A 24161-nucleotide genomic window follows, 5' to 3' on the forward strand; every position below is an offset into this window, starting at 1 on the left:
CCTCTCTCTCCACCATAGACCATGTTCGAACACTCGTACGATAACCGGGGCAGGTGTCACCGGTCCCGTTCACCTAGGCCATCCGGTCCCCTCCCGCCTGCGCGAACACCGGGCCGCCCGGACCGTGGGGACATGACTTTCGTCGACGAGGTGAAGAACGCCGTCACTCCACGAGCCGCACTGCTCGTCCTGGGCGTGCTCGCGCTGCAACTGCTGTTCATCGCGTCCTACGTCGGGGCGCTGCACAGACCCGAGCCGACGGACGTCCCCTTCGCCGTGGTCGCACCCCCGCAGATCTCGGAGCAGCTCGTCACCCGGCTCGACGCGCTCCCCGGCGGCCCGCTGGATCCCCGCCCGGCCGACGACGCGGCCGAGGCCCGCGAACAGATCATGAACCGCGACATCGACGGCGCCCTGATCGTCGATCCCACCGGCACCACCGACACCGTGCTCGTCGCCTCCGGCGGCGGCACCGTCCTGGCCGACTCCCTGACGAGGATCATGGAGAAGGTCGACGCGACCCAGCGCCGCACGGTCAGGACCGTCGACGTGGCCCCGGCCTCCCCGGACGACTTCGACGGGCTCTCGTCCTTCTACCTCGTGGTGGGCTGGTGCGTCGGCGGCTACCTCTGCGCCTCGATCCTGGCGATCAGCGCGGGCACCAAGCCCGCCAACCCGCAGCGCGCGCTGATCAGGACCGCCACCATGGCGCTGTACGCGATCGCGGGCGGAATCGGCGGCGCGGTCATCATCGGACCGGTACTCGGCGCACTGCCCGGCAGCGTGTGGGGGCTGTGGGGCCTGGGAGCACTGGTCGTCTTCGCGGTCGGCATGACCACCCTCGCCCTGGAGGCCCTCACCGGCATCATCGGTATCGGCCTGGCGGTCCTGATCATCGTGATCGCGGGCAACCCGAGCGCGGGCGGCGCCTTCCCGCTCCCGATGCTGCCCGACTTCTGGCGTGCGATCGGCCCGGCACTGCCCCCGGGAGCGGGCACCTGGTCGGCCCGCTCGATCGCCTACTTCAAGGGCAACGCACTCACCGGCCCGCTGCTGGTGCTCTCCGCCTGGGCCGTCGCGGGCACGGCCCTCACCCTGCTCCTGTCGATGCGCCGCAAGCCGGCCGACACGCACGACGGAACCCCCACCGCCGACTCGGCCACCGGCACGGCGCCCGGCGGTCCGACCGCCGCCTGAGGCCACCGGACCACTGGCAGCACGTACGTAGAGCGGGGCTCCGGGGAGGCCTGTTGTGAGGCCGCACGGAGAAGGGGCAGATTCACGATGGCGGACACCACGGCAGCCGAGTGGTGGGAACTGCTCCCGGCCGGTATCCGACGACAGGCCGACGGATACGTCCTCCAGGACGCGCGCTTCCAGGCGATCCGACTCGTCTGGGAAGCCGGCCGCGCTCAGGGACTTGGCCTGAACGACGCCCAAGTCGTCGTCCACGAGCGCTACGTCCACTTCGGTGAGGCCATAGCCCGCACCCCCGACAGTCCGCTCGACCTGGAGTCACTCGCCGCCCGGGCGGCCGGTGCCCCAGGACGCGTAGTGGCGATCGAGGCGGTATGGGACGGGGACACCGTCCACGACTGGTTCGTGGACCTGGTCGCCGTGACCTCCGAGCCGGCGGGCGAGCAACGACTGGCCACCATCTGCCGGGACGCCGCCGTGCGCTACCTCGGTGACGAGGACCGTGGTGCGCGCCACCCGGCGGCGGTCGCGGCGGACCGGGCCGGGAAAGCCCTGTCGGCCCGCCTCTCGGTCCCGTTCCACTTCGCGAGCCCGCACACCCCGGACGACAGCGCTCCTCGCCGGCGGCCCTGAGCCGGCCCCGGTCAGGCGGAGGACGTCGAGCGGGGCGCGTCCGCCGGGCCGCCCGGTGCCGGTACCCGGTCCCGCGTGGCGGAGAGTTCCGTGACCTCCGCGCGCAGCGCCCGTACCTCAGCCGTGAGTGCGATGATGGCCTCCGTCTGCATACGGTCCACGGCGCTGTCGCTCTCGAAGCGGGAGATGAACCAGGCCGCGATGTTCGCCGTGACCACACCCAGCAGCGCGATGCCCGACAGCATCAGGCCGACCGCGAGCATCCGGCCCAGACCGGTGGTCGGGGCGAAGTCGCCGTAGCCGACGGTCGTCATCGTGGTGAAGGACCACCACACCGCGTCGCCCAGGGTCTTGATGGTGCCGTCGGGGGAGTCCCTCTCGACCTCCAGCACCGCGAGCGAGCCGAACATGAGCAGGCCCACGCACGATCCGGCCACGTAGGTGGTCAGCTGCACCTGCGAGGCCATCCGGGCCCGCTGCCCGGCCAGCAGCAGGGTGGACACCAGCCGGAGCAGTCGCAGCGGCTGCACCATCGGCAGCAGCACGGCGATCAGGGCCAGCGGATGACGGCGTACGAACTGCCAGCGTTCGGGCGCGAGCAGGAGCCGCACGGCGTAGTCGACGGCGAAGGCGCCCCACACCACCCACTCCACGCCCCGGCACAGCCGCAGCGTCACCTCGCCCGCGCCGGGCGCCATGACGGGCACGGCGTACGCGACGGCGAACAGGAGGGCCAGTACGAGCAACGGCAACTGGGTGCGTCGCTCCCAGCGCTGCTCGGCTCCCGTCGCGTCCCCTCCCGTCGCGTCCCCGGATTCCTTCTCCGTCGTCTCCGTGCTTCTCATGGAGTCATCGTAAGGAGCGGAATCCGGCCGGAAATACCTGGCAGACCGCGGGGCCGGACGTTATGCTCCCCCACGATGACCACTCGATCCGTAATCAGATTGGGGGACCCGTCCGCGCAAGGTGAGTGCTGATGCTCATCGGGAACGCGACGGGGAACTCCCTCCCTTCCTTCTGGCCGCGCGTGCGAGAGTTCGCCGTGCCGCCCTCCATGATCGATACTGCGACCGCCCGTCGTTCCACCGGGGACTGGGCAGGAGCGTGCGCCGCCGCAGGCGTCGATGTCGATCTCAGCCTTCGGGCCGTGGCACGTACCCACGGCCAGGACCTCTCCGCCCGACTCCGGGCCGATCTACGGCAGTTGGTCCCCGACCTGCTGCGCTGGCATCTTCCGAGAATCGCGCCGCACGGCCTTCTGCGGCCGGGACTGACCCTCGCACTGGCCCGGTACGACGACGCCGGGCCCGACGAAGGCGCGCATCCGGTGCACCTCGTGGTCCGGACCGCTCCCGCCTGGGCGGATGCCGGTCAGCGGATCAGCCTCGCGCTGTGGGACGGCTCGCGCTCCGACGCCGGTACGCGTCGCCATCCGCACCCCCGTCCGAGCCGGCGGTTCCGTCTGGACCTGCACCGTCATCTGTGGGACGCGCGCAGGACCGACGAGCTGCGGGTCCGGGCCGGGGCCGGCTGTCCGCCCGGACACCATCCTGATCTCCTGCAACTGGTACCGCCGGGACGCAGTTGCGCCGTCGAGCGGTGGGCCGCCGAGGCGGAACTGCTCCTCCGTGCCGAGGGCCGGTGCACCGGTACCGTCGCCGTGCGGTTCAGCGGTCGCCACCGGCTGCTCCTCGACCTGTTCAGGGACCCGGACGATCCCGCGACACCCCGTCTTCGGGTCTCGTCGGCCGCGGACGGCGACGTCCCGATGCCACCCGTCCTGCCCGACGCGGCGACCTGGGTCCTGCCCGACCTGGAGCTCCTGCGCGGCGGTGCGATCGACGCCGACCGGTTGCACCCGCTGGTCGCCTCGGCACTCGTACCGGGCCATGAGCCGTCGGCTCCGTCCCGGGCGCCGGACCGGGCGGGGCACCCGCATCTCGTGGACTGCCGGGGCCATCAGCACCGGATCGGTCTGGTCGACGGGGTCCTGGCCCCGCTGGACCACGATCCGGTCGAGATCCGCCGGGAAGAGCTGCTGGTCGCGCTGACCGGCACTCCACTGCCCTGCCTCCAGGCCATCGACGAGGCGCACCGCCGTCCGGACTGCCTCGCCGGTGTACGGGGGCGGCTGGACCACGGCGACATCGCCGGGGCACTGGCCGTCGTCGAGGGTCTGCTCGGCCCCGGCGCGGTGCTGCGCGCCGGCGCTCTGCGGGACGAGCTGGAGGCGGCCGCGCGACGGCGGATCACCTACGGGCTGTTCAGGGCCGGCCTGGTCGGTCCCGGGCCCGGGCGCCACGGCCCTGACCGCACGCATGTCCCCGACCGCCTCCCGCGCCCGCGCCGGACCGAATCCCGCCACCGGGCAGCTACGGCCTGAGCCGGTACGACGCCCCACCTGCCCCACCGCCCCCTCCTCCCTTCCTCCCTCTTCTCCTCCCGCGACTCCTCCCGCGACTCCAAAAGGTGATCACTCATGCCCACACGCACCCCGTTCGCCCTGCCCGGAACCCTCGAATCCCCCGCCGCATCCGCTCACGCCTCCCAGCTCGACATCGCGGGAGAGCTGACGGCGCTGCTGCGCGACACCACCACCGAACTCCGCCCCGACGACCAGCTGGAGGCGCTGACCCTGGCGGTGGCCGCCGACCTGCCCGTCCTCCTGTGGGGCGAGCCGGGCATCGGCAAGACCGCGGCCCTGACCCAGCTCGCCGCGTCGCTGGACCTTCCGCTGACCACCGTCATCGCCAGCGTGCACGAGCCGTCCGACTTCTCGGGGCTGCCGGTCGTCGGTGACGATCCGGCGGAACAGGGCGTCCCGATGGCCCCGCCGGACTGGGCGGTCCGGCTGGTGCGGGCCGGGCGGGGGCTGCTGTTCCTCGACGAGCTGTCCACCGCTCCCCCGGCCGTCCAGGCCGCGCTGCTCCGTCTCGTACTGGAACGGCGGATCGGTTCGCTCCAACTGCCTCCCGGCGTACGGATCGTGGCCGCCGCCAACCCGCGGTCCTCGGCCGCGGACGGCTGGGAGCTGAGTCCTCCGCTGGCCAACCGGTTCGTCCATCTGCGGTGGACGCACGACCACGAGGTCGTGGTGCGCGGCCTCGGCGGGACCTGGCCGCGGGCGGCGATGCCCCGGCTCGACCCCGGAAAGCTGGCGCACGCCGTGGACTTCGCCCGGCGCGCGGTGTGCGGACTCCTCGCCGTCCGCCCCAAGCTCGTGCATCAGCTGCCCAGCAGCGAAGCCCGTCGCGGCGGCGCCTGGCCCTCGCCCCGGAGCTGGGACATGACGCTGAACCTCATCGCCTTCGCGACCGCGGCCGGCTCCTCACGCGACGTGCTCTCCCTGCTGATCAGGGGCACCGTGGGCGACGGCCCCGGCCTCGAACTGCTGGCGAGCCTGGACCGGATGGACCTTCCGGACCCCGAGAGCCTGCTCGCCGACCCGGCGGCTGGCGAGCTGCCCGAGCGGGGGGATCTGCGGCAGGCCACGCTCGACGGCGTGGTGGCGGCGGTGCGCAACCGCCCGGACAAGCCCCGCTGGGACGCCGCCTGGGCTCTGCTGGTGCGGGCGCTGGAGACCGGAGCCCCGGACCTGGTGGTCGTCCCCGCGACCACACTCGCCGCGCTGCGCCAGGAGGACTGGGATGTTCCGGCTTCGATCGAACAGCTCGCCGGCGTGGTGTCGCTGTCCCGGCGGGCGGACCGGGCTGCCGACCGTGCCACGGCCCGCATCGCGGTCGCCGCCAAGGCGGGCCGGTGACCCCGGACGCGCCGGGGGCACTGGACCTCGACAAGCTCTTCGCCGCCCGGCTGCACGCCGCCCGGGCCCGGCCCTACCTCGCGACGGCGCTGTTCGCCCTGCACACCGTGGAGTCGCGGCAGGTACCGACGATGGCGGTCGACCGGCACTGGCGGTGCTACGTCTCGCCCGCGTTCGTGGACGCGACCCCGGTGGAGGAACTGGCCGGTGTGTGGGTCCACGAGGTGTCGCACCTGCTGCGCGACCACCACGGACGCGGCGACCGGGCCGCCCGGGTCCTCGGGCTGACCGGGCCCGGTGACCGGCTGCGGATGAACATCGCGGCCGACTGCGAGATCAACGACGACGTGTTCGGTGACGGGCTGGTCCGACCCGAGGGCGCTGTCGAGCCGAGCGCTCTGGGGCTCGCCGAGGGTGAGCTCATGGAGGACTACGTCCGGCAGTTCAGGCTCGGGCCGTACACGCAGCGGTTCGCCTGGCTGGACTGCGGCAGCGGCGCCGACGGGCTGGACCGGGAGTGGGACCTGGGGCCGGACGGCGCGCACGGACTCAGCGCGCAGGAACAGGACGCGGTCCGGTTCCGGGTGGCGCAGGGCATCACCGGCCGCCCGGGCAGCTCCCCGCAGGGCTGGAAGCGGTGGGCGGAGGAGGCGTTCCATCCGCCGCAGCCATGGCGGGAGTTGCTGGGTGCGGCCGTGCGCTCGGCCGCCTCCGGCTCCGGTGCGGGCGAGGACTACAGCTACGGCCGTCCGTCGCGGCGCTCGGCCGGGCTGCCCGGCGTCGTCCTGCCGAGCCTGCGGCGCAGACCGCCCCGGGTCTCGGTGGTCATCGACACCTCGGGATCGGTCAGCGACGCCGAGCTGGGCAGCGCGCTCCTGGAGGTCGCCGCGATCTCCGCCGCCGTGGGTGGCCGCCGCGACCTGGTCAGCGTGCTGCCCTGCGACGCGGCGGCCCGGATCGTGCACCCGCTGTGCCGCGGCGAGGGCATCCCGCTGGTGGGCGGCGGGGGTACGGATCTGCGTACGGGCTTCGCCAGGGCGCTGCGCGCGAACCCCCGCCCGGACGTCATCGTCGTGCTGACCGACGGGCAGACGCGGTGGCCGCGTGCGCAGCCGCCGTGCCGGACGGTGGTGGGCCTGTTCCCGCGGCCGCACAAGCGCACCCCGTGGGACGAGAGCGATCCCGACTACGTACCGGACTCACCGCCCGAGTGGGCGCGCACGGTCACCATCGGGTGATCACCCCGGGTAATGTCCGCTTGTTCGAACAGAGCCCCGGGTCGGGGCGGCACGCGGAGGGGCGTCATGAGCGGTGCGGAGTCGGTCGGAAGCACGTGGAAGCTGAGCGACGAAGAGGGCGGGAAGCTGGCGGGCGACTGGTGGAAGTGGGCCTTGTCCGCCCCTGACGACCGCAGTCCGGTGAGTGACACGACGGGCGAACACGCGGCCTGGAAGCAGCCGAGCGGCCTCTGGTTCCTCGCCGGCACCTACGGCGGGCGTGTGGTGCGGCGCTGCGCGGTGCCCTCGGACCGGCCGTTCTTCTTCCCGGTGCTCAACATGCAGCACACCAGGGCGTATGCGAGGGTCCCGCAGTCCATGAAGGTCGTGGAGGCCACCGCGTCGCTCAACAGCGTCCCGCTGCCGCTGCGGGAGTTCACGGCGCCGTTCAGGACGGGGCTGACCCAGCGCTACGCGTGGGGCATCTGGGGCGGCTTCGCCCCGCTGACTCCGGGCGCCTACGTGCTGGAGATCAAGGCCAGGGCCACGAACGGATTCTGGGTCGACACGACGTACCACCTGGAGTCGACGGCCCTCTGACCCCCGTGCCGCCGTGGCGGGCGGCGGCCGCTCGGCGACTGCCGCCCGACCTCCGGAACAATTCTCGGCGATCAGTTGACGCAACGACTAGGCATGACAGGTACATGGCGTCATTCTTGGGGTCCTCCTCGCGAGACCCGCGGGGAGCAACGCCGTTTCCAACTCCCTGTCATCCGTCGGAGGTTGTCCATGCGTCGCCGTTTCGCAGTCCCGCTCGCCACGGTCGCCCTGTCGCTCCCGCTCGCCCTGCTCCCCGCGGCGTCCGCCTCGGCCGCCCCCGCGGACAAGCCCCAGGTCCTCAGCTCGTGGACGCAGACGAGCCTCTCCAGCTACAACGCCTGGAACTCCGCCCGCAACAACCAGGGCGCCTGGTCCGCGTACGGCTTCGACTGGGGGACGGACTACTGCAGCAGCTCGCCCGACAACCCCTTCGGATTCCCCTTCCAGACGGCCTGCGCCCGCCACGACTTCGGCTACCGCAACTACAAGGCCGCCGGAACGTTCTCCGCCAACAAGTCGCGTCTCGACTCGGCCTTCTACTCCGACCTCAAGCGCGTGTGCGCCGCCTACACCGGCGCGAAGCTCACCTCGTGCAACAGCACGGCGTGGACGTACTACCACGCCGTGGACATCTTCGGAGTGGCACCGGCGAAGGCGAGCCCCGACAGACTCGCGCCCGCCGCCTGACCCCGGACCGGCGGAAGGGCCCGCCCGCCTCACACGGAGTGAGGCGGGCGGGCCCGTTCGTGGCGTCGGCCTGATCAGCCGATCTCGGCGCCGTACGCCGCCAGCGCCTCCGGCACCGGCTGGAAGAACGTCTCGCCGCCCGAGGAGCAGTCGCCGCTGCCGCCCGAGGTCAGGCCGATCGCGGTGTCGCCCGAGAAGAGCGAGCCACCGCTGTCGCCCGGCTCGGCGCAGACCGTCGTCTGGATGAGCCCGTTGACGATGTCGCCGTTGCCGTAGTTGACCGTGGCGTCCAGCGCGGTGACCTCACCCTCGTGCACCTGGGTGGTGGAGCCGCTCCGGGTCACCGCCATGCCGACCGTCGCCTCGCCCGCCTTGGTGATCGGCTGCGTGGAACCGTTGTAGAGGTCGACCTCGCTCGGGTGCTCCACGTCGGAGGTGTACTTGACCAGCCCGTAGTCGTTGTCCGGGAAGCTGGAGCCCTCGTTCGCGCCGATCTCCGCGCCGCCCTGCGCGTCGGACCAGCTGGTGATGGACTCGGTGCAGTGCCCGGCGGTGAGGAAGTACGGCTCCCCGCCCTTGACCACGTTGAAGCCGAGCGAGCAGCGCCCGCCGCCGCCCCAGATGGCGTCGCCGCCCGCGATCAGCGGCTTGAACTCCCCTGCGGAGCGGTTGAGTTCGGCCTTGCCGCCGAGGTTCTCGACCACGGCGGAGAGCTTGTCCCAGGACGCGCCCTTCACCGTGCGGTCGGCGGTGACGACCACCTTGTTGCTCACCGGGTCGACCGCCCAGGAGGTGCCGGGGATGGTGGCCCGGTCGGTGAGTGTCTGCCGGGCCGAGAGCAGTTCCGCGGCCGAGTTCTGTACGACTCTGGCCTTGCCGCCCGCCGTGCGCACCTGCTCCGCGGCGGCCTGGTCCAGGACGTTCACGACCAGGCTCTTCGTGCCGGCGTCGTAGTACGCGCCCGCCGTCCCGCCGACCAGGGTCTTGTCCAGCGTGGTGGCGAGCTTCCCCGCCGCGCCGGCCGTCAGCGTGCGTACGGCCGGCCGAGGCGTGTCCTCACTCGCGTTCGCGGTCTGGAGGGTGACTCCGGCCGCGACCAGGGCGACGACGGCCGATCCGGCCGTCAGTGCGCGCTTCCTGGATATGCGTCGATGCTTCAACTTTCGACCTCCTGTGGGGCCGCGCGGGGGCAAGTGGGGTGTCCCCGCGCGGAGGATGGGGCGCTCACTATTCCCATGCGGTGAAACGCACACAAGGTCGAACCGAGGACGCACACACGACGACGACGCTTCGGTTTCGCTATGTTCACTTCCCCGGCGGACGGCCGGGCGCGCTGCCCGGGAAGGGCGTCCCGGTCACGTACGAAGAGCCCCTGCCCGGAAAACCGGGCAGGGGCTCTTCTCCTGACAACTGTGTTCCGCGCCGTCAGTAGACGCTGACGCCGTACGCGCTCAGTGCTTCGGTGACCGGCTGGAAGAAGGTCGTGCCGCCGGACGAGCAGTTGCCGCTGCCGCCGGAGGTGAGGCCGATCGCCCTGGTACCGGAGTAGAGGGGACCGCCGGAGTCGCCGGGCTCCGCGCACACGTTGGTGCGGATCATGCCGTAGACGATGTCGCCGCCGCCGTAGTTGACGGTGGCGTTGAGACCGGTGACGGATCCGCTGTGGGTGCCGGTGGTGGAACCGCGGCGGGTGACGGACATGCCGACCGTGGCGTTGGCCGCACTGGTGATGTCCTGGCTGCCGACCGTGCCCGACTTGGTGACCGAGGTGTTGGTGTACCGCACGATGCCGTAGTCGTTGGTCGGGAAGCTGGAGCCCGATGTGGTACCGAGGACGGTGGTGCGTCCGGAGTTCGACCACCAGGTGCCCGCGCCGTCGGTGCAGTGACCGGCGGTCAGGAAGTAGTACGTGGTGCCGCTGCGGACGTTGAAGCCGAGGGAGCAACGCCAGCTGGACGCGTAGATCGCGTCACCGCCGGAGATCAGTTTGCTGAAGGTGCCAGGGGTGCGCTCGATCCGCAGGGCTCCGGCGGTGCTGCCCGCGGAGTCCTTGATCTTCTTGATCTCCGCCTGCGAGACCGTGCTGTCCACGGTGACGACGACGCTCTTGGTGGCCGGATCGATGTTCCAGGCGGTGCCCGCCACATCTGCTTCGAGCACGGCCTCGCTCGCCGCACCGAGCTGCCCGGCGCTGAAGGTGGCGGTGGATTGGGCGTTGGCGGAGGGGACCGCGAGTGCCGCGACGGCGACGAGGCCGGCCGAGACGGCGACGACCCTGCTCCGTCTCGCGATGCCGCTGAGGGGGATGGTGCGCTTGATCCTCACTTTTTCGTTCCTCCCGAGGGGGATCGGGGGCCCTGCCTGTGGGGTGGCGGAACCCGTGAGGCGCAGTCAGGGGGACATCCGTACACCGGGGTGTTCGCACTCCGGACGCTCCGTACCCCTGACAAGCGCTGTTCGGGAGTATTCGGGGAGCACAACAGGCCGCGCAAGGGCGCGTTTCGGCCGCCCGCGGACGGGCGCGCGGACAGCCCCGGCAGCATGTCCGCTGCCGGGGCCGGGCGACCGGGTCCACCGTCCGTGTGGCGGTGGGACGGATCAGGCGTCGATGCGGTTCCGCTCACCCGCAGGGACGGGGAAGGCGAGGGTGTTGCCCGGCGGCGGGAAGGGGCAGATGAAGTGGTCGGCGAAGGCGCAGGGCGGCAGGAGCGCACGGTTGAAGTCGACGTTCACGCTGCCGTCCGCGGCCGGCGGCGCGGGCCGCAGGAAACGGAATCGGTAGCTGCTGCTTCCGCTGGTCGCGTCGGCGAAGACGGCCCAGAGCGACCCGTCGTGCTCGACCGCCACCTGGAGCGTGTGCTCGGTTCCGTCCACGTCGAAGACGATCTCCCCGCCGAGCCCCAGACCCCGTTCGACGCCGTCGGCGTTCTCGACCCGGATCGTGCGGTCCGCGGGGTACGGGCGGAAGGTGCCGGGCAGCGCCCAGTCCGCGTCGTACGGTGTGGCCTCGATGGTCCGGAACGCCTGGCGCGCGGCGGACCCCGGGTCGAAGTCCCGTACCGCCCAGAGCCCTTCACGGCTCAGGACGACGAGTCGGCGTCCGCCGTGCGTCACCCGGGCCTCGCCGATCGGGCCGCGGTCGGCCGCGAGCCTGATGTCGCCGGTCAGCGGCTTGCCGTCGACGCTCAGACCGTCCTCGGGCGTGGCCGTGAGCAGCACGGCGTCGCCGTCTTCACGCCACCGCCCCGGGACGGCCGGAATTCGACCGTCCGGGTGGTCGGAGAGCCAGTGGGTGCCCGACAGGGAGAGCGGACCGTGCGGCGCCGCGACCGTGACGATGCGTCCTTCGTGCCAGCTCTGCCAGTCCTGCTGTTCGTCCGTGCTCATGGAATCAACCTTTCCACACCGGGTCCGCCAGCCCGAGGTGCGACCGCAGCGTGGAGCCGGTGTACTCGGAGCGGAAGACCCCGCGTTCCCTGAGCAGCGGCACGACCCGGTCGACGAAGTCGTCGAGACCACCCGGGGTGAGGTGCGGTACGAGGATGAAACCGTCGGCCGCGTCGGCGGCGACGAACTCGGCGAGGCCGGCGGCCACGGTCTCCGGTGAACCGATGAAGGACTGCCGGGCGGTCGTCTCGATGACGGTCTGACGGATGGAGAGCCCCTTGGCCTCCGACAGCCCGCGCCACTTCGCGGCGACCGCGAGGGGGTCGCCGACCCTGACCCGGCCCTGGACCAGACCGGAGTCGGGGTCCGGGTCCGTCGCGGGAAGCGGGCCGTCGGGGTCGTAGGAGGAGAGGTCGCGGCCCCAGACCTGTTCCAGGGCGAGTATGGCGTTCTGCGGGGAGACCTGCAGCCGGCGGATCTCGTCGGCGTTGCGCTGGGCCTCCGCGTCCGTGTCGCCGAGGACGAAACTGACTCCGGGCATGATCTTGAGGTCCTCGGGCCGGCGCCCGTACGCGGCCAGCCGCCCCTTGACGTCCGCGTAGAAGGCGCGGCCGGCCTCCAGGGTGCCGTGCCGGGTGAAGATGACGTCGGCGGCGGACGCGGCGAACTCGCGGCCCTCGGCCGAGTCCCCGGCCTGGATGACCACGGGGTGCCCCTGCGGCGCGCGGGGGACGGTGAACTCCCCCGAGATGTCGAAGTGCGTGCCCCTGTGGGTGACCGGCCGGGAGACCCCGTCCGGTGTCCAGGAGTCCCACAACTCCCGTGCGGTGGAAACGAACTCGGCGGCCCTGGTGTAACGGTCCGCCCGGTCGAGGAAGCCGCCCCGCCGGAAGTTCTCGCCGGTGAACGCGTCGGAGGAGGTGACCACGTTCCAGGCTGCCCGGCCGCCGCTGAGGTGGTCGAGCGAGGCGAGCCGGCGCGCCAGTTCGTACGGTTCGTTGAAGGTGGCGTTGACCGTGGCGGCCAGGCCGAGCCGGTCGGTGACGGCGGCGAGCGCGCTCAGCACGGTGAGGGATTCGGGCCTTCCGACCACGTCCAGGTCGTGGATCAGGCCGTTGTGCTCGCGCAGCCGGAGCCCTTCGGCGAGGAAGAAGAAGTCGAACGTGCCGCGTTCGGCGGTCCTGGCCAGGTGCACGAAGGAGGAGAAGTCGATCTGGCTCCGCGAGCGTGGGTCGGCCCAGACCGTGGTGTTGTTGACGCCCGGGAAGTGGGCGGCCAGATGCATCTGCTTCGGCGTGCTCATGCCTCCTCCCCCGTGCCTGCCGCAAGGGCGTAGCGGCTGGCCGGGCGGGCCAGTCCGAGGTGTTCGCGGAGGGTGCCCCCCGGATAGAAGGTGCGGAACAGGCTTCGGTGCTGGAGCAGGGCCACGGTGCCGTTGACGATCCTTTCGAGGTCGCGCCCGGGTGCGATGGGCGTGAGGTGGAAGCCGTCCACGGCTCCGCCGCGGTGCCAGCGGGTGATGAGTTCGGCGAGGTCCACCGGGCCGCCCCGGTAGTAGGAGCCCGCCCCGGCGAGCTGCGGTCCGTCGATGAGTCCCGGTTCGGGCGCGGTCTCGACGTCGCCCAGATCGACGGTGAGCGCGACGAGGACCCGCAGCGTGTCCGGATCACGGCCGTGTGCGGCGGCCCGGTCGCGCAGGTCGGTACGGATCGCGGCGGCCTGCTCGGGCGTGGTGGCTCGCGCGAACACGACGTCGGCATGGCGGGCGGCCGGGCCACGGGCCGGTCCGCTCGTGCCGTCGATGACGGTGACGGGCCGGCCCTGGGGCGGCCTGGGCACGATGGCCGGGCCCCGGACGGAGAAGGTGCGGCCCTCGAAGTCGACGTAGTGCAGCTTGTCCCGGTCGACGAACCGTCCCGTCGCCACGTCGCGTATCTCCGCGTCGTCCTCCCAGCTGTCCCACAACCGGGCGGCGACCTCGGCGGCATCGCCCGCCTCCTCCCACAGTTCGGCGGCGGGCGCGGCGGGGCGGCGGCCGAACAGCCTGGCCTCGGCCTCCGTGGTGGACACGTCGACGTTCCAGCCGGCCCGGCCCCCGCTGACCCAGTCGAGGGTCGCCACGGCGGACGAGACGTGGAACGGCTCGGTGTGGGTGGTCGTGACGGTCGGCACCAGGCCGATCCGGTCGGTGGAGGGCGCGATCCGGGAGAGTACGGCGAGCGCGTCGGGTCCGGGACGGGCGAAGGAGTCGCCGAGCGTGACGAAGTCGAGTGCGCCCTCCTCGGCGAGGCGGGCGAGGGCCAGGTGGTGCGCGGCGTCGTAGCGGGGCTGGCCGCCGATCTCGGCGGCCAGATGCAGGGGTCTGCTGGCGGACATGGGGGCCTCTCGGCTGGGATCCCGGGCGTGGGCGGGCGTGGACGGGCGGGGCTGGCGGGGTCGGACCGCCGGAACAGGAGGACGGGGCGTCGCACCCCCGACTGCACGGCCCTCAGAGGACCTTGGAGAGGAAGGCGCGGGTGCGTTCCTGGACGGGACGGTCGAGCACGTCCCCCGGGGTGCCCTGCTCGACGATCCGCCCCTCGTCCATGAAGACGACGGTGTCGGCGACCTCGCGCGCGAAGCCGATCTCGTGGGTGACGACGATCATCGTGGTGCCCCGGTGCGCCAGGTCCTTGATGACGTCGAGGACTTCGCCGACGAGCTCGGGGTCGAGCGCCGAGGTCGGCTCGTCGAAGAGCAGCAGCTTCGGTTCGAGGGCCAGCGCGCGGGCGATGGCGACCCGCTGCTGCTGCCCGCCGGAGAGCTGGGTGGGGTACGCCTCGGCCCGGTCGGCGAGACCGACACGCGCCAGGAGCTCCTTCGCGGCGGCGACGGCCTCCTTCCGTGGCCGGCGGAGCGCGGCGACCGGGGCCTCGATGATGTTCTCCAGGACCGTGAGGTGCGGGAACAGGTTGAAGTTCTGGAAGACGAACCCGATGTGGGTGCGCCGGCGCAGGACCTCCCGCTCGCGCAGTTCGTGGAGCGTGTCGCCCGACCTGCGGTAGCCGACGAGGGTGCCGTCGACGCTGACCCAGCCGCGGTCCACCTTCTCCAGGTGGTTGATGGTGCGCAGCAGGGTGGATTTGCCCGAGCCGGACGGGCCGAGCACGACGGTCACCTCTCCCGGGCGTACGGAGAGGTCGATGCCGCGCAGCACCTCGGTGCCGCCGAAGCTCTTGTGCACGGAGCGGATCTCGACCATGGGGTGCGCCGGACGCGTGTCTTTGTCGACGAGTGGATCAATGGATGAACCGAGTGACTGATCGCTGATGAGTGACATGGGGTTCCTTTAGCGACTTGTGTACGGGAGGGAGCGCCGCGCACCGGGCGCCGGGTGGTCGCGCAGGAACGCCAGTACGGCTCTCGCGGTGGCGTCGTTCTGCCCGAAGGCGGGGCCGCCGGTGCGGGGGCGGGTGAACGCCCCGCTGGAGCGCGCGGTGGTGTTCGGCCCGAGGGCGAAGCGGCGCGGGTGCGGGCTGCCTCCGCGGTCCAGGATCCGGCCGTCGGCCGGGTCCACGGAGAGCAGTCCCGTATCGGTGGCGGCGGCCCCGTCCTCGTGCAGAGCGCGGAGCAGGGCGCTGCGGGTGTACGGGACGGAGGGGTCGGGGAGCCTGGCCTCGACCAGGGCCCGGGCCTCGGTCCGCTCCCCGGGCACGGAGGCGCTGCCGGCCCGGAACACACCCCGTTCCTCGTCGGTCCCGACGGTGACGCCGGCGCCGAGGAAACGGACGACACCCGCCCGGGAGAGGGCGAGGAGCTGACGGAGCCGGGGGCCGGGAGGACCGGAGGCGAGGTAACTGAAGTAGCCGTGCCACCACGTCCCGATGTCGCCGAGCCGTATCAACTGCCCGTAGACGGACAGCAGTCGGAGGAAGACAGCCAGGTCGGCACTGTGGGCCGGGTCGTGGCGGCGTTCGAGGTCGGCGGCTATGTAGGAGCGCAGCCCGTCCTGGAGGCTGTCGTAGGAGGAGTGCCGTACGCCGTCCAGCGGGTGGTCGAGCGCGGTCAGGTCGAGCCGGTCGGCCGGGTCGGGCACGGCCGCGGAGACCAGGGCGTCCAGCTCGGGGCTGCCCGGCTCCGAGACGTCGTACTTCTCCTCGAAGTCGGCCCGGTCGACGGCCGTGCGCTCCGGATGCGCGGTGAACAGCCGGTGGTAGTGGGCGTGCCCGAGCTCCTTCTCGACGAGCGGCCACACGTCACGCCGGAAGTCGAGCGGCCCGCTTCGCCTCAGCAGTTCATCGGTCTGCTCAGGGCCGAAGTAGCGGGGCTGCGGGAGCGGTTCACCCTCCCAGCCGTAGCCGATCTTGGAGTGGTACGGGACACCGCGCCGCGAACCGACGTACAGCACGGGCTCCCGGCCGGAGGGCAGGTAGACGCCGTTCTCGTACCGGCCGCCACGCCCCTCGGTGAGGAGCACCATCAGATCGATGAACGCCAGACCGAGACCGCGGACGATGACGGGCTCACCTGCCGGCAGGGCGGAGAGGTCGCTGTCGGCGGTGAAGTCGGGCGGCAGGTGGACGAGTCCGTGCCGGGTGGCGAAGTCCGTCAACTCACGCTGCTCGGCGTCCGGTTCGGCGTCGAGGTGCCCGATCGTGAGGACGACCAGGTCGGCGGTGAGAGGCTCGGCGCGTCCCTCGAGCCAGACCCGCTGGCGGCCCCCGCGCGGCCCGCTGACGCGCAGGGCCCGGTCACGGTGTTCGTGCACGGTGATGCCGGGCGGAAGCGCGGCGAGCGCCTGGTCGTGCACCCAGCGCAGATAGGCGCTCTGCAGTCGGCGGCTGGGAAAGTCCGCGTCCCGCAGTTCCTTGATCTCTTCGAGCACCCCGGGCGCCGCGCCGGCGGTGATCCGTCCGTCGCGGACGTCCGCCGCCCAGGTGTGCAGCGCGGGTCCGGGACGTACGGGACCCTCCTGGGGCACCGTGTCGTCGGTGAACATGGTGACGTCCCGGGCCATGGAGTTCATCCGCAGCAGCGGGGACTGGTCCTGCCGCCAGATCCGGCCGCCGCCCGGCGGATACGGGTCGACGAGGTGGATGTCGAGGCGCCGGTTTCCGTACAGCGCAGGGGCGTTGGCGGCGATGCGCTCGATGACACCGGTGCCGCGCGGGCCCCCTCCGATGACGACGAGGGCGGGTACGGCGCTCACCGGGAGCCCGCCGTGCCGCGTGCGTAGTGCCGCTCGACGTAGTGCTGTCCGACGGAGAGGAGCGAGGTGACGGCGACGTACCAGAGGGTGGCCACGAGCAGCAGCGGGATGACCTGGTAGGTGCGGTGGTAGACGAGCTGCACGGAGTGAAGGAGGTCCTGCACGGCGATGATGCTGACGATCGAGGTGCCCTTGAGCGTGCCGATCAGCATGTTCCCCGCCGGGGGGACGATGGAGCGCATCGCCTGCGGCAGCACGATCCGGTGGAAGCGGCGCCAGGGTCCGAGGCCGAGCGACTGGGCGGCCTCCAGCTGGCCGCGCTCGACGGAGAGGATGCCGCCGCGGACCACTTCGGCGGCGTACGCGGCCTCGTGCAGGGTGAGTCCGATGACGGCGACGGTGACGGGGCCGAGGAGGTTCACGGTGCTGACCCCGAGGATCTGCGGGTACAGCGCGCCGATGTTGAACCAGAACAGCAGCTGGACCAGGATCGGTGTGGACCTGAACAGCCAGATGTATCCCCAGCTCACCGCTCTCAGCACAGGGTTGGCGGAGAGCCTGAGCACGGCCAGGACGGTGCCGAGCGCGAAGCCGAGGACCATGACGAGCGCGGTGAGCCACAGGGTGAGGCCGAGTCCGCGCAGGACCGAGTCGGTGGCCAGGTAGGCGGCGACGACGTCCCACTGGAAGGCGTCGTTACGGACGACCGAGCGCACCGCCAGGGCGGACAGGACGAGAAGGGCGACGGCCGCCGCCCACTGTCCCGTCCGGCGCACCGGGACGATCCGCAGGACGGCTGAGCCGTCGTCCTTGCCGAGTGGGCCGGTGGTCGGCGGAACGGGGGAATCGAGGGCGTGCGGAGGCGCGGGCATGAGAAGGCTCCGTGGATGCAGAGATCTGACACGGGGCGTGCCTTCACAGCGGGACAACACGACGTGGACCGGGCCCCTCAGCGCCGGTCCGCTTCCGAGACAAGCGCTGTGCGGGGGCAGTTGTCAAGCCTGTCCACACTGTGAGTCTTACGCCGGGGGGCAGTTGACGCACTCGCGGATGCCTGTTCCACTGGGGCCATGTATGCGCAGCAGTGGCTGGTCACCCGCTCCCACATCGACTTCGGTCGCGTGTGGTCCTCTTCCTGTTGAGCTGACCCCCTGCTTTTCCGCTCCACCCGCTCGCGCCCTTCCGCGCTCCTGAGCGATTCCCCCCGCGTGCCTTCTCGTACACGACGCCGCGTCACCCTCCCCTCGCACGGCTGATCCCCCGCCCGTGCTCCGTGCTGCCCACGCACCGGAGCACGGCCGGTCTCCCCGACGACCCTGGAGTCGCACCGCCATGCCCCGAACCCGCCACACCGCCGCCTTCGCCCTGATCACCGCCGTAGCACTCACGCTCACCTCCTGCGGATCGGCGGACCCGGCACCGGCCGGTGGCGGGCGGCCCGCCGCCCCGGGTGAGGGCAGGCTCCCGACGACCGATGTCGTCTCGGCCGTACGGAAGGACGAGGCAGCGGCGAAACTGCTGCCCCCGGACGTCCGCGCCTCCGGCGCCCTCACGCTCGCCACGAGCGTCGGCGCCCCGCCGGGGGCCTTCTACCTGGAGGACGGCAGAACACCGGCCGGCGCCGACATCGACTTCGCGGACGCCGTCGGCCGGGCGCTCGGCGTGCGGATCGAGCGCGAAGTGGCGTCCTTCGACGCGATCCTGCCCGCGCTGAGCAGCGGAAAGTACGACGTGGGCACGGGCAACTTCGGGGTCACCGACGAACGCCGCGAAACCATCGACTTCGTGACGTACATCAACGACGGCCAGGGCTTCGCGGTCCGGCAGGACAGTCCGCTGAAGAAGGTCACCGACCTCACTCAGCTCTGCGGCCTCACCGTGGCCACCGGAGCGGGCACCACCTTCGAGGTCACCCTGGAGGAGAACAGGCACCGGTGCGCGGAGGCGGGCAGGAAGCCGTACGAGGTGCGGACGTACGCCGACCAGGCCGCCATCTGGATCTCGCTCCAGCAGGGTCGCAGCGATGTCGTGATGTCCACGATCAACGGACTGCGCTACGCCGTGACGCAGCAGGAGGGTCTGCGCTTCCTCAACGAGTTCAAGCGGCTCGACGTCGGTTTCGCGTTCAGGAAGGGCACCCCGCTGGCGCCCGCGTTCCAGGCTGCCGTCAACAGCATCAAGGCGGACGGCACCTACGACCGCATCCTGAAGAAGTGGGGCACCACCGAGTCGGCGATCAGCACCTCGCGGATCTCGCCGCCCGAGATCAGGTGACCACGCCCCGCCGGCTTCAGCAGTCGCACCCGCAGTCGCAGTCGCAGCAGCCGCCCTCGCCGTCCCCGCCGCAACTGCTGCAGCAGTTGCACACGTCGCAGCAGGAGCCGCAGTCGCACTGGCTGCAGAGCCCTCCGCGCTCCTCGCGGCTCCACGGCCCCTGGTACGTCCCACAGCACATCTGACCCGTGCAGGCGAGGCCCGTCCACACGAGACAGCCGGCGATCAGCCCGCGCCGGTCGCGCGGCGGCCGGGGCGGCGGCGGGGAGGGCGGACCGTACGGCCCGCCGGGCGTCGGGCCGTACGGCGAGCCCGGGGGCGGCCCGAACGCGCCGGACGGGCCGCCGTCGGCCTGCTGACTGCCCGTCCGCTGCCCCCGGTCCAGCAGTACGGCCCCGGGGAAGGCGTCACCGAGGTGCTCGCCACCCCCGTGCGCGTCCTGCTGGTGCGAACAGGACGTCGAGCCGAACGCCCGGTCCACCGAGCGCCTCAGTTCGTGTACGAGCAGGACGTGCGCCAGCTTGCCGTCGGTGAACTCCGCGTCACCCAGCGCCAGCCGTACGCCGTGCAGCGCGTCGTCGCACAGGCGCCGCGCCTCGGCGAGCGAGGTGCCGGTCGCGGTGAGCGGGTTCCAGGCACCCGACGCGGCGTCAGCCTCCCTGTCCTCCACGGCGTCCAGCAGATGCGCGAGCCGGCCGAAGAGCCGGCCGGCCTCGGCGAGCGGCGCCGCGTTCCGCGGCCTGCCCGCCAGGACGGCGGTGTGCGCGAAGGCCGCTGCGGTCGCCGTCTCGGTGGGCTCGGTCACCGTCAGCAGCGGGGTTCCGAGGCCGGCGAGCGACTCGATCCCGGTCTGCCGGTCGACCGCGTCGACGAGGACGGCCGTATCGAAGCCGAGCTCGGCTCCCGTACGCGCTCCGGCGCGGTCCCAGCCCGCGGCGACCCTGCGCGCCGCTGCCGCGACCGGGCGGCGCGCCAACAGGCCGTCCCGGTCGGCCACGTGGTCGCGCACCTTCGCCGAGGCGAGGACGAGCGAGACGGCTGCGGCGAGCCGCGCCCCCTCGCCGCGGGCGACCGGCGCGGTGCGCATGGAGCGCAGCGGGCAGGGACCGGCGGTACGGCGCTGCCCGGTGCCGCGCTCGGTCTGAGCCTCCGTCAGGACCGAGACGATGAGACCGTCATAGTTCGTGACAACCCGGGCGAACTGTCCGTGGTCCGAGCGCAGCGCGAGGCAGAGGCCGCAGAGATGCGCCATCCACTCCGTCTTCATCCGCTCCGACAGGCGGTGCGTGCAGGGTCTGACGATTCCGAACACAACGGCCCCCCGGGAGTCGTTCAGAGACTGCGCCGGGCTCGTGCACCTGCGCGGCGTGCATCGTATCGAGTGATCCGTTCACCCGTACGCCCCCCATGTCACCCGTACGGACCGGAGCATCATATTTTCCTTCTGCCAGCTGCCCTATGCAGGAGGAACCTTGACGAATCGCCACATCTTCTGCACCAGTACCGTCACGAATCCCCTGCGCGCCGACTATCCACTTGGCGCCGTATCCGCATCATGGACGACCATAGGGATACGAGAGAGATGCGGAACGCCAAGAAACCGCGGTGATGAGGAGGCGTCCATGGGATCGGTGCGTAAGGCGAGTGCGTGGCTGGGCCTCGTAGAGGACAACGACGAGCGGTACTACGACGACGAGTACTCCGAAGGTCCCGAGACGGGAACGGGCCAGGCGTGGGTGACCGACCCGCGTGTGCAGGTGGCTTCCGAGACGGCCGAGGAGAAGGGCCGCCGGATCGCGACCGTCACCCCGGACAGCTTCCGGGACGCGCGGGGAATCGGTGAGCTCTACCGGGACGGTGTCCCGGTGATCGTCAATCTCACGGGCATGGACCCCACCGACGCCAAGCGCGTCGTGGACTTCGCCGCGGGGCTGACCTTCGGGCTGCGCGGCTCGATCGAGCGCGTCGCGACCCGGGTCTTCCTGCTGACCCCTGCCGACACGCAGGTACTCAGCGGCGAAGCCGCCGGCCGGCCGGCCGACGGCTTCTTCAACCAGAGCTGAGCAGGGCGCTCGCCGGAATGATCCGGCCGGGGCCACGGCTGCTTTACCGGAAGGCATCCAGACCGGTGAGCGCCTTGCCCAGCACCAGCTGGTGCATCTCCACGGTCCCCTCGTAGGTGAGCACCGACTCCAGATTCGTCGCGTGGCGCATCACGGGGTATTCCAGCGAGATCCCGTTGGCGCCGAGGATCGTGCGTGAGGTGCGGCAGATCTCGATGGCCTCCCGCACGTTGTTGAGCTTCCCGAAACTGACCTGCTCCGGGCGGAGCGTGCCCGCGTCCATGCGCCGGCCCAGATGGTGGGCGAGCAGGATGCCCTTGTGCAGTTCGACGGCCATGTCCGCAAGCTTGGCCTGCGTGAGCTGGAAGCCGCCGATCGGCCTGCCGAACTGCTCCCGGGTCTTCGCGTAGTCGACGGCGGCCTCGAAGCTGGCGCGCGCCGCGCCCATCGCGCCCCAGACGATCCCGTACCGGGCGTGACTGAGGCAGCTCAGTGGCCCGCGCAGACCGGTGACCCCGGGCAGGACTGCGTCGGCGGGCAGCCGTACGCCGTCCAGGACCAGCTCGCTGGTGACGGAGGCCCGCAGCGACCACTTGTGCTTGATCTCGGGCGCGGAGAAGCCCGGGGTGCCGGTCGGCACGACGAAGCCGCGGATTCCGGCTCCGGCCGTGCCCTCGTCGGTCTGCGCCCAGACGACGGCGACGCCTGCGACCGAGCCGTTGGTGATCCACATCTTGCGGCCGTCGAGCACCCAGTCGTCGCCGTCGCGCTTGGCGTACGTGCGCATCCCGGCCGGGTCGGAGCCGTGGTCCGGTTCGGTGAGGCCGAAGCAGCCGATGATCTCGCCCGCCGCCATGCCCGGGAGCCACTGCCGCTTCTGTTCCTCGGAGCCGAAGCGATGGATCGCGTACATGGCGAGGGACCCCTGCACGGAGACGAGGGAGCGGATGCCGGAGTCGGCGGCCTCCAGTTCCAGACAGGCCAGTCCGTACTGGACGGCGGTGGCGCCCGCGCAGCCGTATCCGTCCAGGGACATGCCGAGGGCGCCGAGCGAACCGAGCTCCCTGGCGAGCTCTCGGATACCGGGCAGCTCGCCGCTCTCGTACCACTCGGCGATGTGCGGCATGACGCGGTCGGCGGCCCAGGCCCGGACGGTGTCACGGATCGCGAGGTCCTCGGGGCCCAGCAGATCGTCGATGCCGATCGGGTCGGTCGCGTCGAACGGCGGAAGCTTGGACGGCTTCGAGGGCGGCGTGGTGGACATGAGGGTGCCTCCGGCGGCTCGCACGGAACGAAAACTAGCAGCGGTAGTTATGGCTCCGTGCCGACATTACGGCTCAGTGTGCCGCTCGTCCAGAGCCGGTCGCCTCGGCGGGTTCACGTCGCGCGGGCAGCGGCAGCCTCGGCTGGGGACGCTCCTCGGCACCCGCCGGCCGGGGCTCCACGACGGACGGTTCGCGGAGCCGGCAGGGCTCCCCCACGGAGCAGTCCATGATCTTCGGCAGCCGCAGCGCGGCCAGCGCGCCGAGCAGCAGGAGACCGGCGCTGACCAGCAGCGTGAGGTGGAGACCGTCCATGAAGGCGTGCCGGGCGGTGGTCCGCAGCAGGGCGCCCGCCGGGCCGCCCAGCTGCCCCGCCACCTGGTACGCCTCGCCCAGCGAGTTCGAGGCCGCCGAACCGGCCTCGGCGGGCACGCCCCGGCCGTGCAGCCCGGAGAGCCCCGGAGCGTAGGCGGCGTTCATGACGCTGCCGAGCAGCGCGATACCCATTCCGGCACCCAGCTGGTAGGACGTCTCCCCGATCGCGGCCGCGCCGCCCGCCCGCTCGGCGGGGACCTCGCTCAGCATCGACTCGTACGCGCCGAAGAGCGTGGACTGCAGCCCGAAGCCCAGCAGCACGAAGCCGGTCGTCAGCAGGACGGGGCGGTCGTGCTGCCCCATCAGGGTCAGCAGCAGCACCGCGGCGGCCGTCAGCACGAAGCCCCAGCCGACCATCCGGCGGGGGCCCACGCGACGCAGGGTGTACGAGCCGGTGGCGCCCGCCGCCATCGCGGCGAAGGTCAGCGGCAGCAGCCGCAGGCCGGTCTCCAGCGGGCTGAGGTCCAGGACCAGCTGGAGGTACTGGACCGCGATCAGTTCCAGGCCGACCAGGGCGAGCATGGCGAGGATGATGCAGCCCACCGCCGTACTGAACGCGGGGCGGGAGAACATCGCTATGTCGATCAAGGGATGCGCACGGCGCTTCTGCCTGCGTACGAAGAGGACGAGCAGGGCGGCGCCGATCACCAGCGGGGCGATCGTCGGGAGGCTCAGCACGCCCTCCCCGCCGCCCAGCCGCTTCACCCCGAGGACGACACCGAGCACACCGGCGGCGGCCAGCAGCGCTCCGAGCACGTCCCACGGACCGTCGCCCGCGCCGCGTGACTCCGGCAGCAGCCTGCGGCCGAGCGGCAGCATGACGGCCATCAGCGGGATGTTGATCAGGAAGACGGAGCCCCACCAGAAGTGTTCGACGAGGAAACCGCCGATCACCGGACCGGTGGCGGCGCCGACCGCGGCGACCGCCGTCCACACCCCGATGGCCAGGGCACGCTCACGACGGTCGGGAAAGACCTGGCGGAGGATCGACAGCGTCGCCGGCATGATCATCGCGCCGCCGACGCCGAGCAGGGCACGGGCCGCGATCAGCACGGCGGGGGTGTCCGCCATGGCCGCGATCGCGGAGGCGACACCGAACAGCGCGTAACCGAACAGCAGGACCTTGCGTCTGCCGATCCGGTCACCGAGCGTGCCGAAGAGAATCAGCAGCGAGGCGCACACCAGCGGATAGGCGTCCACGATCCACAGCAGACCCACGGCGCTCGGCCGCAGGTCCTCGGTGACCGCGGGGACCGCGACGTGGAGGACCGTCGCGTCGAGAGCGACGAGCAGCAGGCTGAGGCAGAGGACGACCAGCACGACCCACCGGTTGGCGGCGGCGCCTGTTTCACGCAGCCGGTTTCCGGCCGTGGTCATCCCGGACATGCACGTACCTCCCAGAGAGTCCCTCACGCTCGGCAGACCGACGGGAACTCCGCGTACGGCGTCCCTCAGGCCCGGCATCGATGGGCGAGTGATCCGTCAGCGTACGCGAGTTCGGCGTGGTCAGACGTG

At 71.8% G+C, this 24161-nt stretch carries 21 protein-coding genes; 9 read left to right on the plus strand and 12 right to left on the minus strand.

The features are described 5' to 3' along the window. The first annotated feature begins 132 nt into the window (after positions 1 to 132). Complete coding sequence (locus AB0C82_RS14725) at positions 133 to 1197, plus strand: DUF3533 domain-containing protein (RefSeq protein ID WP_362840807.1); 1065 nt, start codon at positions 133 to 135, stop codon at positions 1195 to 1197. 87 nt (positions 1198 to 1284) lie between these two features. Next, positions 1285 to 1830: a hypothetical protein gene (locus AB0C82_RS14730; protein WP_362840810.1), complete on the plus strand. Its 546-nt coding sequence runs from the start codon at positions 1285 to 1287 to the stop codon at positions 1828 to 1830. 11 nt (positions 1831 to 1841) lie between these two features. Here AB0C82_RS14730 and AB0C82_RS14735 read toward each other — a convergent pair whose 3' ends face one another. Beyond that, on the minus strand, positions 1842 to 2675 hold the full coding sequence (locus AB0C82_RS14735; protein ID WP_362840813.1) for a potassium channel family protein: 834 nt from the start codon (positions 2673 to 2675) through the stop codon (positions 1842 to 1844). 131 nt (positions 2676 to 2806) lie between these two features. On the opposite strand from AB0C82_RS14735, the gene AB0C82_RS14740 reads away from it, so the two are divergent. The 5 genes from AB0C82_RS14740 to AB0C82_RS14760 all read left to right on the plus strand — a co-directional run bounded on the left by AB0C82_RS14740 (position 2807) and on the right by AB0C82_RS14760 (position 8097). Continuing rightward, positions 2807 to 4213 (plus strand): hypothetical protein, encoded by a 1407-nt coding sequence (locus AB0C82_RS14740; protein ID WP_362840816.1) that lies wholly within the window; start codon positions 2807 to 2809, stop codon positions 4211 to 4213. A 96-nt stretch (positions 4214 to 4309) separates the two neighbouring features. Next, positions 4310 to 5593, plus strand: a complete 1284-nt coding sequence (locus AB0C82_RS14745; protein WP_362840819.1) for a MoxR family ATPase — start codon at positions 4310 to 4312, stop codon at positions 5591 to 5593. Beyond that, positions 5590 to 6831, plus strand: a complete 1242-nt coding sequence (locus AB0C82_RS14750; protein WP_362840822.1) for a VWA-like domain-containing protein — start codon at positions 5590 to 5592, stop codon at positions 6829 to 6831. The genes AB0C82_RS14745 and AB0C82_RS14750 overlap by 4 nt, the downstream gene beginning before the upstream one ends. A gap of 66 nt (positions 6832 to 6897) precedes the next feature. Then, a complete protein-coding gene (locus AB0C82_RS14755) occupies positions 6898 to 7410 on the plus strand; it encodes a hypothetical protein (RefSeq protein ID WP_362840825.1) in 513 nt (170 codons plus the stop codon). A 189-nt stretch (positions 7411 to 7599) separates the two neighbouring features. Further along, positions 7600 to 8097, plus strand: coding sequence for a phospholipase (locus tag AB0C82_RS14760; RefSeq protein ID WP_362840828.1), 498 nt, complete (start codon positions 7600 to 7602; stop codon positions 8095 to 8097). A 74-nt stretch (positions 8098 to 8171) separates the two neighbouring features. On the opposite strand, the gene AB0C82_RS14765 is transcribed toward AB0C82_RS14760, so the two are convergent. The 8 genes from AB0C82_RS14765 to AB0C82_RS14800 form a co-directional block, all read right to left on the minus strand. After that, positions 8172 to 9350 (minus strand): S1 family peptidase, encoded by a 1179-nt coding sequence (locus AB0C82_RS14765; protein WP_362840831.1) that lies wholly within the window; start codon positions 9348 to 9350, stop codon positions 8172 to 8174. Positions 9351 to 9522: 172 nt separating this feature from the next. Further along, positions 9523 to 10422 carry a S1 family peptidase gene (locus AB0C82_RS14770; RefSeq protein ID WP_362840834.1) on the minus strand — a complete coding sequence of 300 codons (900 nt, stop codon included), beginning with the start codon at positions 10420 to 10422 and terminating at the stop codon, positions 9523 to 9525. Between the two features lie 273 nt (positions 10423 to 10695). Then, entirely contained in the window at positions 10696 to 11484 is a 789-nt protein-coding gene (locus AB0C82_RS14775; protein ID WP_362840837.1) for a DUF1684 domain-containing protein, read from the minus strand. A gap of 4 nt (positions 11485 to 11488) precedes the next feature. After that, positions 11489 to 12787, minus strand: a complete 1299-nt coding sequence (locus AB0C82_RS14780) for an NtaA/DmoA family FMN-dependent monooxygenase (RefSeq protein ID WP_362840840.1) — start codon at positions 12785 to 12787, stop codon at positions 11489 to 11491. Beyond that, positions 12784 to 13860 carry an LLM class flavin-dependent oxidoreductase gene (locus tag AB0C82_RS14785; protein ID WP_362840843.1) on the minus strand — a complete coding sequence of 359 codons (1077 nt, stop codon included), beginning with the start codon at positions 13858 to 13860 and terminating at the stop codon, positions 12784 to 12786. The genes AB0C82_RS14780 and AB0C82_RS14785 overlap by 4 nt, the downstream gene beginning before the upstream one ends. Before the next feature lie 112 nt (positions 13861 to 13972). Continuing rightward, positions 13973 to 14725, minus strand: coding sequence for an amino acid ABC transporter ATP-binding protein (locus AB0C82_RS14790; protein ID WP_362841018.1), 753 nt, complete (start codon positions 14723 to 14725; stop codon positions 13973 to 13975). Between the two features lie 87 nt (positions 14726 to 14812). Then, positions 14813 to 16672: an FAD/NAD(P)-binding protein gene (locus tag AB0C82_RS14795; protein ID WP_362840846.1), complete on the minus strand. Its 1860-nt coding sequence runs from the start codon at positions 16670 to 16672 to the stop codon at positions 14813 to 14815. Further along, on the minus strand, positions 16669 to 17544 hold the full coding sequence (locus AB0C82_RS14800) for an amino acid ABC transporter permease (protein WP_362840848.1): 876 nt from the start codon (positions 17542 to 17544) through the stop codon (positions 16669 to 16671). The genes AB0C82_RS14795 and AB0C82_RS14800 overlap by 4 nt, the downstream gene beginning before the upstream one ends. 460 nt (positions 17545 to 18004) lie before the next feature. Between AB0C82_RS14800 and AB0C82_RS14805 the strand changes: the two genes are divergently transcribed. Next, on the plus strand, positions 18005 to 18946 hold the full coding sequence (locus AB0C82_RS14805) for an ABC transporter substrate-binding protein (protein ID WP_362840851.1): 942 nt from the start codon (positions 18005 to 18007) through the stop codon (positions 18944 to 18946). A gap of 16 nt (positions 18947 to 18962) precedes the next feature. On the opposite strand, the gene AB0C82_RS14810 is transcribed toward AB0C82_RS14805, so the two are convergent. After that, positions 18963 to 20258 carry a DUF5685 family protein gene (locus tag AB0C82_RS14810; RefSeq protein WP_362840854.1) on the minus strand — a complete coding sequence of 432 codons (1296 nt, stop codon included), beginning with the start codon at positions 20256 to 20258 and terminating at the stop codon, positions 18963 to 18965. 310 nt (positions 20259 to 20568) lie between these two features. Here AB0C82_RS14810 and sepF point away from each other — a divergent pair, with 310 nt between their 5' ends. Next, the gene (gene sepF, locus AB0C82_RS14815) at positions 20569 to 21009 is read left to right on the plus strand and encodes a cell division protein SepF (protein WP_362840857.1); all 441 of its coding nucleotides are present in this window, start codon (positions 20569 to 20571) and stop codon (positions 21007 to 21009) included. Positions 21010 to 21052: 43 nt separating this feature from the next. On the opposite strand, the gene AB0C82_RS14820 is transcribed toward sepF, so the two are convergent. Next, positions 21053 to 22273 (minus strand): acyl-CoA dehydrogenase family protein, encoded by a 1221-nt coding sequence (locus AB0C82_RS14820; RefSeq protein WP_362840860.1) that lies wholly within the window; start codon positions 22271 to 22273, stop codon positions 21053 to 21055. A gap of 73 nt (positions 22274 to 22346) precedes the next feature. Continuing rightward, complete coding sequence (locus AB0C82_RS14825; protein WP_362840863.1) at positions 22347 to 24032, minus strand: MFS transporter; 1686 nt, start codon at positions 24030 to 24032, stop codon at positions 22347 to 22349. Between the last annotated feature and the right edge of the window lie 129 nt (positions 24033 to 24161).

The organism is Streptomyces sp. NPDC048560, from assembly GCF_040650955.1.
In the GTDB taxonomy this organism is placed as follows: domain Bacteria; phylum Actinomycetota; class Actinomycetes; order Streptomycetales; family Streptomycetaceae; genus Streptomyces.